Here is a 14,054-nt window from a genome sequence, read left to right on the forward strand (position 1 = left end):
CCGTCGCCGCATTGCGTGATCACGGGGGATCGGAGGATCCGGAAATGATGTCATTCGCCCAGCTGCGCTGTTTCGTCGCGGTCGCCGAGGAATTGCATTTCGGCCGCGCCGCCCATCGGCTGCAGATGACCCAGCCGCCGCTGAGCAGGCAGATCGCGTTGCTGGAACAGGAACTGAAGGTCGTCCTGTTCGACCGCTCGCGTCGCTCGGTGCGGCTGACCAGGGCGGGTGCGGCGTTCCTCGACGAGGCGCGGCAGTTGCTGCGCGGCGCGGAGCGGGCGGCCGAGACCGCCCGTCTGGTGTGCACCGGCCGGCGCGGCAGGCTCTCCATGGGCTTCACCGCGGCGAGCGCGTATCGCAACCTCGGGCAGGTCCTGCTGCCGATCCAGCAACGGCTGCCGGAGGTGGAGATCTCCTTGCGGGAGATGGTCAGCGGGGTCCAGCTGGACGCGCTCTCCAACGGGGAGCTGGACCTGGCCATGATCCGCCCGCCGGTGCGGCGCGACGACATCGAGTCGCGGATCCTGCACCGGGAGGGACTGGTCGCCGCGATTCCGCGCGGCAGCGACCTCGCGCGCAGCGGGGAACCGCTGACCCCGGCCGATTTCGACGGCCGTGATCTGATCATGTACCGGCCGCCGGAGGCGCGGTATTTCCATGATCTGATCACCCGGATCTTCCACGACGCCGGGGCCACCCCGCACTATCCGCACCACCTCGCCCAGATCCACTCGATGCTGGCGCTGGTCAACGTCGGTCTCGGCGCGGCGCTGGTGCCCGAGACCGCGGCCGAGGTGCGCTACCCGGGGGTCGAGTTCCGCCCGGTCCGGCTGCCCGACTGGGGACGCGTCGAGCTGGCGATCGCCTGGCGGCGGGACAACGGCAACCCCGCGCTGGCGGCCGCCCTGGACACGCTGCGCCCGCCCGTGCACGGTGTGCCAGTAGTCGGCTGACGTGCCCCGTCCCGGTGATTCATTCCTTGTATCGGTACCGCCGAAAATGGTGTTGGACGTCATTCGCTTCATTTATCTAGGCTCAGCCGAACACGCGGATCCGTGCCCGGTCCGGCTTCCGCGGACAATCTTGCCGATCGCAGAGGAGAGCAAAGCCGATGCCCGCGTTCACCCCGGCCGAACTGGCCGAGAAACTCGGTTCCGGGCTGTTGTCGTTCCCGGTCACCCATTTCACTCGCCAGTTGCTGTTCGATGAATCCGGTTACCGGGAGAACATCGCGCGGCTCGGCCGGTACGACGTCGCAGGCCTGTTCGCCGCGGGCGGGACGGGCGAGTTCTTCTCACTCGCCCCCGCCGAGATCGGCGCCGTGGTCCGGGCGGCGGTGGCCAGCGCCCCCTCGGGCACGCCCATCCTCGCGCCCGCCGGGTACGGCACCGCGCACGCGATCTCCCTGGTGAACGACGCCGAGGCGGCCGGTGCGGACGGTGTGCTGCTGTTCCCGCCCTACCTCACCGAGTCTTCGCAGGAGGGTTTGGCCGAGCACGTGCGCGCGGTCTGCGCGGCCACCTCGCTCGGGGTCGTCGTGTACAGCCGGGCGAACGCGATCTACGCGCCCGAGACGGTGGCCACGCTCGCCGCGGAATGCCCGAACCTGATCGGTTTCAAGGACGGCGTCGGCGATCTGGAGGCCATCACCCGGATCCACGCGCTGCTCGGCGACCGGCTGGTCTACATCGGCGGCCTGCCGACCGCGGAGACTTTCGCCCTGCCGTATCTGGAATTGGGGGTGACGACCTACAGCTCGGCGATCTTCAATTTCCTGCCCGGCTTCGCGCTCGATTTCTACGCCGCGGTGCGGACCGGCGACCGCACGCGGGTCCGGCAGCTGCTCGCCGAGGTAGTGCTGCCCTACACCGCGATCCGCGACCGCAAACCCGGCTACGCGGTGAGCATCGTCAAGGCGGGCATGGACGTCACCGGCTTCCCGGCCGGCCCGGTCCGCCCCCCGCTGACCGGCCTTGACCAGGACGAACGGACCCTCTTGGCGGCGATCGTCGAACGGGCCGGGACCTTCCTCGGCCGGGCCGCTTGAGCCGATGGCGGGGCGGTCCGGTGCTGGTGGCGTTGTGAAGGGACCCTTCACGGACTCTGGGCCGGTGGCGGGGTGGTCTGGCGTAGCTGGCGGCGCTGTGAAGGGTCCCTTCACGGACATCGAGCCCATTGCGTGGCGGTTCGAGGATGCCTGGCGTGCTGTGAAGGTGCCTTTCACGGACTTTGGGCCGGTGGCGGGGTGGTCCGGAGACGCCGACGGGTCTGTGAAGGGTCCCTTCACGGACTCTGAGTCCGTGAAGGGACCCTTCACTACCTTCAGCCGGGCCGAGAATCGCCGTCGCGCCGCACTTGCCGTCGCGCCGCACCCACCCCGGTGCTCGTCACCCCGCCGCACCCCCGATCCCGTCGCCCTCGCCGCCCCCGCCACCCCAGTGCCCCCGCCACCCCGCCGCACCCCCGATCCCGTCGCCCTCGCCGCCCCCGCCGCACCCGCCACCCCGGTGCTCGCCATCCCACCCCGTCGCCGCACTCGCCACCCCGGTGTCGCCGGCGCAGCCGTCCCCGGCCGGAGAACCCGCCCGAGGTCGTCGATCCATCCCTTGCCAGGCCGGAAAACCACCTCCCCCGGCCGCAGATCCCGCCCCCTCCGGGCCGCCGCCCGGGGCACCATCCCCCTTCCACCGTTGTGAGGACCCCATGACACCGCAAACATCGACACCGCCGGAGCAGACTCCGTCCGCGGGCCACACCCGAGGTGAGGGGAGCGTGCGCGGTGTCCACTTCTGATCTCCGCAGCACTGCTGCGCACTCCACCGTGCCCGTGGCGGAAAAGACCCGGCGGCGTGGCCCGAACCGGGACGCGGTTGTCGCGGCGGTCAAGGCCGTGGCCGGGATCATCGGCATCTTCGCGGTGTGGCAGATCGCGGTGGCCATCTTCGATCCGCCGGAATTCCTGTTGGTCGGGCCGTTTTCGGCGTTCGCCGAGCTGGCCAAGCGGCCGGAGTACTTCCTGAGCAACACTTTCGTCACGCTCCAGGAGGCGCTCGCCGGGTTCGCGCTCGGCACGGCGCTGGGCGTGCTGTGCGGGGCGGCGCTGCACTACTCGTCGACGGTGCGCAGCTTTCTTTACCCGGCGCTGATCGCGATCGACACCATCCCGAAGGTGGCGCTCGCGCCGCTGTTCATCGTGTGGTTCGGGTTCGGTTTCGAGTCGAAGGCCTTCGTGGCCATGGCGATCGCGTTCTTCCCGCTGGTGATCAACACCTACGACGGGCTCAGCTCGGTCCCGCACGAGCTGCAGGAGCTGGCCCGGATCAACAAGGCCTCGCAGTGGAAGAAGATGACGAAGATCGAGTTCATCCACGCGCTCCCGGCGGTGCTCTCCGGCGCGAAGATCTCGATCTCGCTGGCCGTCGGCGGTGCCGTGGTCGGCGAGTTCATCGCCGGTTCGAAGGGGCTGGGCTACGTGATCCTGCTCGCGAACAGCCAGGTCGACCTGGCGTCGATGTTCGCCGCGTTCATCATCCTCGCGGTGATCGCGCTGGCGTTGTTCTTCCTCGTGGATCAAGCGGGACGCAGGCTCGTCCCGTGGAAGAACCACTCGAGCTGAGCGGGGGAGTGAAGATGCGGATACGGAACTCGGCGCCGCGAACCCGCCGGTGGACGGCCGTCGCCGCGATGGCGGCGCTGCTCGCGACGCTCGCCGGCTGCGGCAGCTCGGACGGGCGCGACTCGATGACGCTGATGCTCGACGTCGGCTACCTCCCGAAGCACGCGCTGTTCGTCTCGGCGGTGGAGCGTGGTTTCTTTGCGGCAGAAGGCATCGACCTCACGGTGATGCCGGGCTCGGGCTCGACGAACACCGTCACCTCCGTCGAGACCGGCAAGGTCGACGTCGGCTGGGCGGACTTCGGCGCGACCGTCACCAGCCAGGGGCGCGGCGCCAAGGTCAAGCAGGTCGATCTGCTGCAGGCCAGGTCGGCGTACGCGGTGGTCGCGCTGGCGGGCAGCGGGATCTCCACGTGGAAGGACCTGCCGGGCAAGACGGTCGCGACCGAGGGCGCCGGTGCGATGACCGCCATGTGGCCGCTCGCGATGAACAAGCTCGGCCTGAAGCCGGGCGAGGTCAACGTGGTGCACGCTTCGAGCGCGTCGAAGATCCCGGGCCTGCTGGCCCGGCAGTGGGACGCGAACCTGGCCCTCTACGTCTCCGACGGGCCTGCCATCGACGCGCTCGGCAAGCAGGCCGTCGTGCTGAAGTGGTCCGATCTCGGCATCGACCTGTACGGCAACGGGATCATCGCCTCCGACGACAAGCTCAAGACCGATCCCGATCAGATCAAGCGGTTCAACCGCGCGATGCAGAAGGGCTACCTCTGGGCGTGCGCGCATCCGCTGGACGCCGCACACGATTTCCAGAAGGAGGTCTCCGGTTTCGAGGACCGGACGGTCACCCTCGCGATCGGTCAGCAGTGCGCGCTCAACTGGGGCAGCGGGCCCGGCGCGGACAAGTTCGGCGTGATGGACGACGCCGGCGTGCGGAAGGTGCTCGACGTGGCCCGCCGCTACCTCGGAATGAACGCCAAGGCCAAGCTCACCCCGGCCGACGTGTACCGCAACGATTATCTCGAACCGTTGCCGCGCAACGAGAAAATCCAGGCACCGTGAACGCCGGGACGGAGAAGAAGATGAACGACGACTACGCCATCTCGATCGAGAACGTCGGCAAGACCTACCGGTCCCGGGACGGGCGGGAGCATCCGGTCCTCAAAGGACTGGACTTCCGGGTGCGGCCCGGCGAGTTCGTGTCCATCGTCGGCCAGTCCGGCAGCGGGAAAACGACGCTGCTCAAGACGATCTCCGGGCTGCAGGAACCCACCGAGGGCCGGATCCTGGTCAAGGGCAGGCCGATCAGCGAGGGTGTGGAGGACATCGCGATGGTGTTCCAGGCCCCGGTGCTGCTGCCGTGGCGGAACAACCTGGACAACGTGCTGCTGCCGCTGGAATTCCGGGGCACCCGCAACGAGCAGTCCCGCGACTACGCCAGGGAACTGCTGGAGATGGTCGGCTTGGGCGACAAGGCCAAGCGGTACTCCTACGAGCTCAGCGGCGGGATGCAGCAGCGGGTGGCGATCTGCCGCGCGCTGGTTTCCCGGCCGGAGCTGCTGCTGATGGACGAGCCGTTCGGCGCGCTCGACGCGATGACCCGGGACTCGATGAACTTCGAGATCCAGCGCATCTGGCGCACCACCGGGTGCAGTGTGCTGTTCGTGACGCACAGTATTTCCGAGGCCGTCTGGCTGGGCGACCGGGTGGTGGTCGTGGGCGACAAGCCCGGCCGGATCGTCGCCGACGTCACGATCGACCTGCCCCGGCCGCGGGACACCACGCACCGGTTCTCCCCGGAGTTCTCGGGCTATGTCACGGAGATCGAAGCCCACATCGGGGTCACGGCGGGCATCAGCTGACCGCCGCAGCCCGTCGCTGCAGTCCTAAATAGACAGTTATTCGAGAGGAGTGCGAATGCTCACCCTGACCGCCGACCCCGCCGAGGTCGAGCGACGCTATGGCCTCGACGCGCGCAAGAGCCTGCTGTTCTCCGCGATCCGCCTGGACTCCCACCCGCTGGTCGCGCCGCTGATCGCGGAGCGCGGGGACGACCGGTACCTGCTGGTGCGCCAGCAGGAGCAGGGCAACGTCCTGTCCGCCGGGGTCCCGAAGGAGCAGATCCGGTTCTATGCCCCGTGGGTCACCATCGACCCGCGGATCATCGCCGACACCCCCGCGTCGGCCTCGCTCACCGCCCTGGTCGCGGAGCTGGCCGGCGATGGCCCGGTGCGCCTCGCGGCGGATGTGGTCTACAGCCACTACCGCACGCTGTCCGGCACGGTCGACCTCATCGCGGACGATCGGGCACCGGCCCCGGTCACCGCCTACGAGATCGACCCCGCGCAGGTGCTGGCGCGGTTCGCCGGATGGCGCGCCGAGGGCGTCAAGACCGCGCGGCGGCTGGTCGAGGACGTCGAGCACCTTGCCGGTCTTGCCGAGCAGTTCACTGTGGACGTTGACACCCGGTTCGAAGCGCTGCGCGAACTCGCCGAGAATCGTTCCCTCGAAGCACTGCTGCTCGCCGCCCCGCCGAACTTCAGCGAGGTGACCGGGTTCGCCGGTGCGGAGGGCGCGACCGCGCTGTGGCTGGCCGGGACGAACCGGCTGCTCGTGCTCGCCCCGGACGGCACGGCCGGGATCCCCGGGACGCCGGTCGCGCGGTTCCCCTCCACCGGTGCGGCGGTGCGGACGCTGGCTTCCGGCGCGCGGACCGGGGTGGAGGACGAGTGGATCGGCGTCGGCCTCGCCCGCGAGCTTGAACACGAGGGCGCGGAACTCGTTCCGGTGTCCACGGATCTCGCGCACTGGCGCGACATCCGTGATCACGAGGACTTGGCGTTCCAGGTGATCGCGGCCCGGACGAGCGTGTTCGCCATCGAGGAGGCGCTGGCCTGGGCGGAGGCCGGGCTGGCCGCCGGGCGCGCGTTCTCGGAGCTGGACATCAACGTGGTGTATCTCGACAAGATCGCCGAATTCCGCAAGGAGAACGGGATCGACTTCGCGGTCGAGCCGTATTTCACGAACCTGCACTCGTCCAACCGGATGCTCTTCCCCGGGCCGCCGGTGGACTTCCCGATCAACGACGAGACCACCTGCATCCAGCTGGACGCCGGGGTCCGCGTCGCCTTCGACGGGGTGACCGTGGCGACCTCGGACATGGCACGGTCGCTGCCCCGCACCGAGGCGGCCAAGACCGCCTACGCGTTCTTCTTCGACGTGGTGCGGGAAGGCATCATCGGTCAGCTGAAGCCGGGCGTGGTGTGTGAAGACGTGCACGAGGGCACGATGCGGTATCTGGAGCCGCATCTTGACCGGATGATCGAGATCGGCATGCTGGGTCCGGAGGTGGATTTCCAGGCGGAGTACCGCAAACGCAACGTCGGGCACCTGATGGGCAAGCAGGAGTCCTTCGCGAACGAACTCCGCCCGGGATACCGGCACGTGCTCACGGCCGGGTCCTTCGGCGCCGCGGAAATCCCGTGGCGGTACGACAACGCCGCGATCGGCACCGAGGATCTCTGGTACATCGGGCCAGACCGCACGTACATCGTGAGCAAGCGATGACGTCGGCTCTGGAGCGGCTTGACGCGCTGTCTCTCGAACTGCCGGTGCTCGGCGCGCCCAAGTACGCCTACGAGGCGACCACCCAGTGGGGCGAGCTGCTGTTCGTGTCCGGTCAGATCTCGCGTACCGGGGCCGGTGTGGTGCTGACCGGCCGTCTCGGCGAAACGGTGGACACGGCCGAAGGCGTGGCCGCCGCCCGGGTCGCCGCGCTGAACCTGCTGGCCCGGCTGCACGCCGCGGTCGGGCTCGACCGGGTCGAGCGCGTGCTGAAACTGACCGCGTGGGTTTCCGGGACCCCGGACTTCACCGGCCAGCCGACCATTGTGGACGGTGCCTCTCAGCTCCTGATCGACGTGCTCGCCGACGCGGGCAGGCACGCCAGGACCGCGCTCCCGGCACCAGTGCTCCCAGCCGGAGCGGTCGTCGAACTGGACGCCATCGTGGCCGTCCGCTCCTGATGGCTTCAGTCGAGGAGTTCGACGTGTCCGAGAGTGCCGTCCAGCCGGATCCGCTGGCCGTCGCGGATCCGGCGGGTGGCCTCGGGGACGCCGACGACGGCGGGGAGGCCGTATTCGCGGGCGACCACCGCGCCGTGGGTCATCAGGCCGCCGACCTCCGTGACCAGCCCGGCGATCCGGACGAACACCGGGGACCAGCTGGGGTCGGTATAGGCGGTGACGAGGATGTCGCCGGCGGCCACGTCGGCCTCGGCCAGGTCGAGGACCACGCGGGCGCGGCCTTCGACCGTCCCGGTGGATACCGGCAGGCCGGGGAGCGCGCCCTCGGGAACGTCCTCACGGTGGTGGCGGCCGGAAACGGTCTCCCCGTCGGAGGTGAGTACTCGCTGCGGGGTGAGCTTCTGGTGCGCGGCGAATTCTTCCTTGCGCTGCCGGATGAGGTCCGCGTCGGCGGCACCGGTGCGGGCGGCTTCGTGCAATTCCTCGAAACGCAGGAAGTAGCAGTCCTGTGGGGCTTCGAGCACCCCAGAGGCGACCATTCGGTCGGCCTCGGCCAGTAACGCCTTCTTGTACTGGAAATAGCGGCTGATCATGCCGTACTTCGGGAGGGTTATTCAGGCAGCCGCATAGAAGTGCAGAGCGATTACCGTTGAGATGGTTTCCGCGAAGGTCTCAATGGGCCGTCGGTAGTCGGCGTGCAGGATCCTCCAGGTTTTGACGTTGGCGATGGTCTGCTCGATGACGTAGCGAATCTTGTTGATCTGGGTGTTGAATTCCTTCTCCCAGTCCAAGAGCTTGCGGTGCTTCGGCTTCTTGATCGGGGTGAGCATATAATTTCCCACGTATCCTTTGTCGCCCATCCAGTTGTCCGGATTCAGAGTCAGAAGCGCCCCGGATTCCTTCAGGCAGTACGTGTCGTGCCGGCGTCCTTCGATGGGATCGGAGATCCACGCGAGTCGTCCGTCAAGGGTGCAAGCGATCTGTACGTTCATGCCGGTCGTCTTGTGCTTGCCGGAGTACAGCTCCGGGCGATCGGCCCATGACCAGCACGGCAGCAGGGTTCCGTCCACGATGTACTGCGTCTGGTCGTCCAATTCGTCCGCCGTCGGCACGAACTTCCTGAGAACACGTTCTATCAGAGGCGTCATTCCGGTGATCGCACGACTGATTGTCGGTTGAGATACCTCGTACGCTTCCGCCAGTTCGGCCTGAACCCGATTGCATCGCATGTATGTCAGCGCGATCACCGCCGAGTTGAACAGGCCCAGAATCGGTGGCCACCTACGCTGCTCAGCTGTGGTATCCATGTCGACCAACCCGCACAGGTCGGTGATCTGCTCGATGGTAAGTCCAGTGGTATGATACATGTTAGGCGGTCCGTTTTTGTGAGTACTGAGTGTGGAAACCCAATTCTCTCAATAAACGGGCCGCCGTTCATGTTGACACGCCGGAAACGGCAATCTCAGGTGCCGTGAATAAGCCTCCGGGTACTCGCGATAGCCGATGAAGGTGCGCAGCCGGGCGATCTCGGTCTTGGTCTCTTCGGCTTTCCGCGCGCCGTCCGGCAGGTTGCGCAAGCGTTCGAGCAGGTCTTGTTCTTTCTGGCGGGCAGTTTCCCGGCCGTGTTCGAAACGGCGCCGGGATTCGCCGGGTGCGAAGTTCTCGATGTTGCCCAGCAAGACCGGTAGCAGTGCGGTGGGTTGCTCGCTCCAGCGCGGCCGGGTGATGTCGATTTCGCCGGTGCAGCGCATGCCATAGGCATCGAGGTAAGCGACGATGGCGGTGCGTGATTCGCGACCGCCCGGAAGGGCAGGCAAGTCGTCCAGGAATCCGTCGTCGGTCACGGTGTGCAGGAATTTCACCACTTCCGGATGCGGGCGGAGGGCGTCCGCGACGTCCAGCAGGGCCAGCCCCATCTCCGACGAAACGTTGTCGGGCGCGGATTGCGAAAGGGCGTCGGCCGTGTTCTCCTCGCCGAGCCATTCGCGCATATGCTCGTTCAGCCACGTCGTGGCGCCCATCCCGGCCATGATCGCCTGATGGCTTTGCGGGTTGAACAGAAGCCGTTTCATCTCCTGCAGATCCGTCCGGATGAACTCGAACAGCGCGACGCCCCGCTTCTCCCGGATCTCGTGGGTGAGGGTGGCGACGGACTGCTGGTTCTCCGCGATCAACGCTTGCACGAACGCCGGATCGATCTCGATCGGCTCGGGCGTGACGCCGAACGGCGACAGGACCTCGCCGCCGTCCGAGGGCTCGGGCAGGAAACCGCGGTCGAGCACGGTCTGCAGGGCGTCGCGCGTCATCGGATCCGACGCGCCCACCATGTCCAGGAACCCGGCGCGGCCGACCTTCGTCGCCACGCGCGCGGTCAGGTCGACGAACAGCCGGCTGCCCGCCTCGGCCATCGGCCACGGCGTGGTCAGCTGCCACACCGACAACCCGAGCGGCCGCATCGCGTCGGTCATCATCTGCTGGTGGCCGACCGAGAGGTAGACGCGGTTGCCGTCGCTTGTGGACGGTGGGATCGGGAACAGCGTGGTGATCGGCCTGCTCTGTACGATCTGGAAGCCTTCGCCGTCCAGGCACCACTCGATGTCCTGCGGACGGCCGAAATGTGCCTCGATCCGCCGTCCCAGCCCCTCGAGCCGCAGCACTTGTTCGTCGGTGAGCGCGGGCAGTTGCCCGGCTTCGGGCGCCAGTGTGTCCTCCCGCGTGCCACCGCCGGGCATCGGGCGGATGGCCAATTGCTTGGCGGACACCGTTTTCTCGACGATCTCGTTTTCGCGCACCCGATAGCGATCCGCGTTCACGAGCCCGGAAACGAGAGCTTCCCCGAGCCCGAACCCGGCGTCGATGCTCGTGACCTTCCGGTCCGAGGTGATCGGATCGGCGGTGAACAGAATCCCGGACGCCGCCGAGTCGGCCATACGCTGCACCACCACGGCCATTTCCACCCGTCGATGGCCGAATCCGTTGCGCAGCCGGTAGGTCACCGCCCTGTCGGTGAACAGCGAGGCCCAGCAACGCCGGATGTGGTCCAGAATCGCCGCCCGCCCGGTGACGTTCAGATACGTGTCCTGCTGACCGGCGAACGAGGCCGTCGGCAGGTCCTCGGCGGTCGCACTGGAACGGACGGCGTAGGCGGCCTGCTCGTCGAGCGGTGCGAGCAACGCCGCCGCCACCTCGTCCGGAACCGGCGCGCCGGCGATGATCTCGCGCACCCGCGCGCTCCCCGCGGCGATCGCGTCCCGATCGTCCGGATCCAATTCGGACAAATGGTCGATTCCCGCCGTGAGCCCTGCCATGTCCGCCAGCACCCGCCGGAAGGCATGCGTCGTCACGCAGTACCCGGCGGGGACGCGGACTCCCTCGATCCGCGAGAGTTCCGCCAACTGCGCGCCCTTGCCGCCGACCACCGGGACCTGCTCCCGGCCGATCGCGGAGAAGTCCAGCACCAGCGGCCCGGCCGTCTCGCCGATGCCCTCGATTTCTGCCACTTTGTTCCGTCCCCCGTACTTCCGATTCCGGCCGGCGGTCCTGTTCCGGCCGGGACCGACGATTCTGCCCGGTCACCGGGGTCTTGCCGCAAGACCGGGGGTGCGCTATACGTTAAAGGGGAGGGGCTTTCTTGCCGCTCTGATCTGTCCTCGATGGACTCGGTCGCCGCGCTGACCGGCACGCTGGCCGATCCACCTGCTGGTCAACAACGCCGGGGTGATGACTCCGCCGAAACGGCTGACCACCGTCGACGGGTTCGAACTGCCGCTGCTGCGCGCGGGACGTGCCCGGGTGACCTCTCAGATCAGCATCGCGGCGAACTCGAACGCCGTCGACTGGGACGACCTTGGCTGGGAACGGTCCTATCACCCTCAGCGCGCGTACAGCCAGTCCAAGATTGCCTTGGGCCTGTTCGGACTCGAACTGGAACGGCGCAGCCAGGCGGGCGGCTGGGGGATCACCAGCAACCTCTCGCACCCCGGCGTGGCCCCGACCGGCCTGCTGAGCGCGCGCCCGGAACTCGGCCGGGAACGGGACACCCTCGCCGTGGGCGCTCTCCCGTCGCGGCATCCTGCTCGGGACGGTCGAGACTGCGCTGCTCCCCGCCCTGATGGCCGCCACTTCCCCGGATGCGTGCGGCGGGCGGTTCTACGGCCCCAGCGGTCTCGGGCACCTGTCCGGCGCGCCTGCCGAGCAGCCCTTGTATTCCCGGCTTCGCAGCGAGGGCGAGGCCGAGCGCCTGTGGGAAGTCTCGGAGAAGCTCAGCCGGGCTCCTTCCCAACCATGGTGGCCGACCGGCCGCGGCCGGGGAGCTAGTGTCCAAAGAGGACCTTAGGGAAGGCCCCGATTTCGGGAAGAACAGTAGCGTGGCGAGCACTCCGGCAGCCAGCAGCCCCACGGCCGCGGCGAGCAGCAGGGGATAGCCGAACGTGCCCGCCAGCGCGGTGCTCGCCGCGCCCACGCCGAACGAGACCGCGGTGCCGACCGTGCTCAGCGCGGTGTAGTCGCTGCCCGCGCTGTCCGGTCTGCCCAGATCCATGGAGACGGTCGACGCCGCAGTGGTCGCCGCGTAGATCAGGTGGACCAGACAGATGACGATCGTGGTGAACAGCGGTTCGGCATGGCCGTACGCCACGGCGAACAGCCCGGGCACGACGACGAGCTGCGCGATGCCGAACACCAGCAGACTGCGCCGTTGCCCGAGCCTCGCGGTGATCGGCCCCGCGGCCAGACCGCCCGCGATCGCGACCAGGCTGCCGAACACAGTGACCACGACGCCGATCTGCGACAGCGACCAGCCGGCGTCGAGCAACATCGGGTTGAGCAGGGTGAAGTAGCCCCCGATCCCCGCCCACAGCATGGGAAGCAGCACCAACGCCCACCTCGCCACCCCCGGTTGGCGCAGCAAGTCCGCCAGTGTCGCGAATCCGTTCCGCTCCGGCCGCACCGGGGCCGGTTCCCGGAAGCGCAGCATCGGCAACGCGGTCGCCACCGCGAGGATGAGCAGCGCGGCCGTCCAGCCGATCCGGTCGTAGACCAGCAGAACCGCGCCACTGCGCAGAATCGTGCCGAGAAACCCGGCCGCGGTCTGGATACCGTTCGCGACCCCGCGCCCGGACTCGTCGAGCAACCGGATGAACAAGGCGTCCGTGGCGACGTCCTGCGTGCCCATCAGCACCCACAGCACGAGCACCAGCACCGTCACGCTGCCGAGATCACCGACCGGGTCGAGCGGTATCAGCGCGGCCACCGCCACCTGCGTCACCAGCAGCCACGACCGGTAGTGCCCGAAGCGTCGGGCGCCGTACCGGTCCACCAGCGGCGCCCAGAGGAACTTTGCCAGCCCGAGGATCGTCAGCGCTTGGAACGCGCCGAGCTGCTCCAGAGAGACGCCTTGCTGGTAGAGGATCGTCGTCAGCCCGCCGAGCCCGAGGAACCCCGGCGCCATCGACTGGCCCGCCCAGCGGACGCCCAGGAGGAGGTAGACCTGCCGGGCCGGTCGTCACTTCATGATCACGAGCGTTCCGGGGGGGCGGGGCGGTGGCAGGGGGCGATGTCCGGAATCCTGCGGACTTCGCCTGCCCGGAGGTGGTGGGGTTCTTGTGGTGGTCCCTTGGCGGATTCGTGGCGGGTTGGGGTTCTTGCTGCGGAAATCGTCTTGTATCCGGGGTGGAAGTTTTGTTTCCGGAATCGTGGGATATTCTGTCCCGGGGTTGGCTGGCAGGACTTCCCTGTCTGCATGAGGTGACGCGCACACCATTAGGAATCAGGGTATTCGCTGGTCACGGTAAATGTGGCGACTATCGTGGTCACCCTTTGCTGACAGCGTGCGGTGATCATGGCTAGAGTGATGGTGTGGCCACGCGTGGTCGTGTGACAGGTGGAGGGACGACCAGGATCGCCGTGATCGAGCGGTCGGTCGAGGAGGAGGGGCATCGAGTGCCGAATGGGCAGGGGCCGAGTGGCCATGCTGGATACATCACGCCGGAGGAACTTGCTCGGCGTAAGGCTGAGCAGGCGGCTTCGGTGGTGGTGCCGAATCCGGCTGCGGTGGTGTCTGCTGCGCAGAATGCGGTCCGGGATGTGGGCGTGAATGCGGCGGTGGCGGGTGGCCGGTTCGAGATGGATCTCGACGCGATGAAGGCCCTGCTTCCGGAGTGGGAAGCGATCGCCGACAAGCTCGGCGACATGTGTCTGCAAGCGCAGCCATTGCCGGGCTTGCGACAACCTGCCGAGGACCCGGGCAGTACGGTCCAGATAAGAGCTGCGAGAAGCCATGCGCTGGCCTATCTGGCCAGTGTGCAGCAGCAATTCGTATACGCGCAGGGTTACGTGGGCAAACTGAAGACGGCGATCGACAACTATGAGAAGCAGGAGCACACGAACACCGATGCGGTACGTAAGCAAGGATGACCC

Annotated in this window: 12 protein-coding genes; 8 read left to right on the forward strand and 4 right to left on the reverse strand. The window is 67.9% G+C overall.

Features of this window, described 5'->3' with window-relative positions; translation table 11 throughout:
* Positions 1-44 precede the first annotated feature (44 nt).
* From ATK36_RS25000 to ATK36_RS25030, 7 genes are all read left to right on the forward strand, one after another.
* A complete protein-coding gene (locus ATK36_RS25000; RefSeq protein WP_098513721.1) occupies positions 45-953 on the forward strand; it encodes a LysR family transcriptional regulator in 909 nt (302 codons plus the stop codon).
* 158 nt (positions 954-1,111) lie between these two features.
* The gene (gene kdgD, locus ATK36_RS25005; RefSeq protein ID WP_098513722.1) at positions 1,112-2,047 is read left to right on the forward strand and encodes a 5-dehydro-4-deoxyglucarate dehydratase; all 936 of its coding nucleotides are present in this window, start codon (positions 1,112-1,114) and stop codon (positions 2,045-2,047) included.
* A 732-nt stretch (positions 2,048-2,779) separates the two neighbouring features.
* Complete coding sequence (locus ATK36_RS25010) at positions 2,780-3,616, forward strand: ABC transporter permease (RefSeq protein WP_245915113.1); 837 nt, start codon at positions 2,780-2,782, stop codon at positions 3,614-3,616.
* Between the two features lie 14 nt (positions 3,617-3,630).
* Positions 3,631-4,674, forward strand: coding sequence for an ABC transporter substrate-binding protein (locus ATK36_RS25015; RefSeq protein WP_245915114.1), 1,044 nt, complete (start codon positions 3,631-3,633; stop codon positions 4,672-4,674).
* 20 nt (positions 4,675-4,694) lie between these two features.
* Entirely contained in the window at positions 4,695-5,474 is a 780-nt protein-coding gene (locus tag ATK36_RS25020) for an ABC transporter ATP-binding protein (protein WP_098515161.1), read from the forward strand.
* 55 nt (positions 5,475-5,529) lie between these two features.
* Positions 5,530-7,179, forward strand: coding sequence for a M24 family metallopeptidase (locus ATK36_RS25025; protein ID WP_098513724.1), 1,650 nt, complete (start codon positions 5,530-5,532; stop codon positions 7,177-7,179).
* Positions 7,176-7,637 carry a RidA family protein gene (locus ATK36_RS25030; RefSeq protein WP_098513725.1) on the forward strand — a complete coding sequence of 154 codons (462 nt, stop codon included), beginning with the start codon at positions 7,176-7,178 and terminating at the stop codon, positions 7,635-7,637. The genes ATK36_RS25025 and ATK36_RS25030 overlap by 4 nt, the downstream gene beginning before the upstream one ends.
* Before the next feature lie 5 nt (positions 7,638-7,642).
* Here ATK36_RS25030 and ATK36_RS25035 read toward each other — a convergent pair whose 3' ends face one another.
* The 4 genes from ATK36_RS25035 to ATK36_RS25055 form a co-directional block, all read right to left on the reverse strand.
* On the reverse strand, positions 7,643-8,230 hold the full coding sequence (locus ATK36_RS25035; protein ID WP_098513726.1) for a PEP-utilizing enzyme: 588 nt from the start codon (positions 8,228-8,230) through the stop codon (positions 7,643-7,645).
* Positions 8,231-8,251: 21 nt separating this feature from the next.
* Positions 8,252-9,004 (reverse strand): transposase family protein, encoded by a 753-nt coding sequence (locus tag ATK36_RS25040; protein ID WP_245914325.1) that lies wholly within the window; start codon positions 9,002-9,004, stop codon positions 8,252-8,254.
* A 48-nt stretch (positions 9,005-9,052) separates the two neighbouring features.
* Entirely contained in the window at positions 9,053-11,137 is a 2,085-nt protein-coding gene (rph, locus tag ATK36_RS25045) for a rifamycin-inactivating phosphotransferase (RefSeq protein ID WP_245915117.1), read from the reverse strand.
* A gap of 458 nt (positions 11,138-11,595) precedes the next feature.
* Positions 11,596-13,086 carry an MFS transporter gene (locus tag ATK36_RS25055; RefSeq protein ID WP_211291945.1) on the reverse strand — a complete coding sequence of 497 codons (1,491 nt, stop codon included), beginning with the start codon at positions 13,084-13,086 and terminating at the stop codon, positions 11,596-11,598.
* 407 nt (positions 13,087-13,493) lie between these two features.
* Here ATK36_RS25055 and ATK36_RS25060 point away from each other — a divergent pair, with 407 nt between their 5' ends.
* Positions 13,494-14,051: a hypothetical protein gene (locus ATK36_RS25060; protein ID WP_211291946.1), complete on the forward strand. Its 558-nt coding sequence runs from the start codon at positions 13,494-13,496 to the stop codon at positions 14,049-14,051.
* Positions 14,052-14,054 lie beyond the last annotated feature (3 nt).

It is taken from the genome of Amycolatopsis sulphurea, from assembly GCF_002564045.1.
GTDB lineage: Bacteria > Actinomycetota > Actinomycetes > Mycobacteriales > Pseudonocardiaceae > Amycolatopsis > Amycolatopsis sulphurea.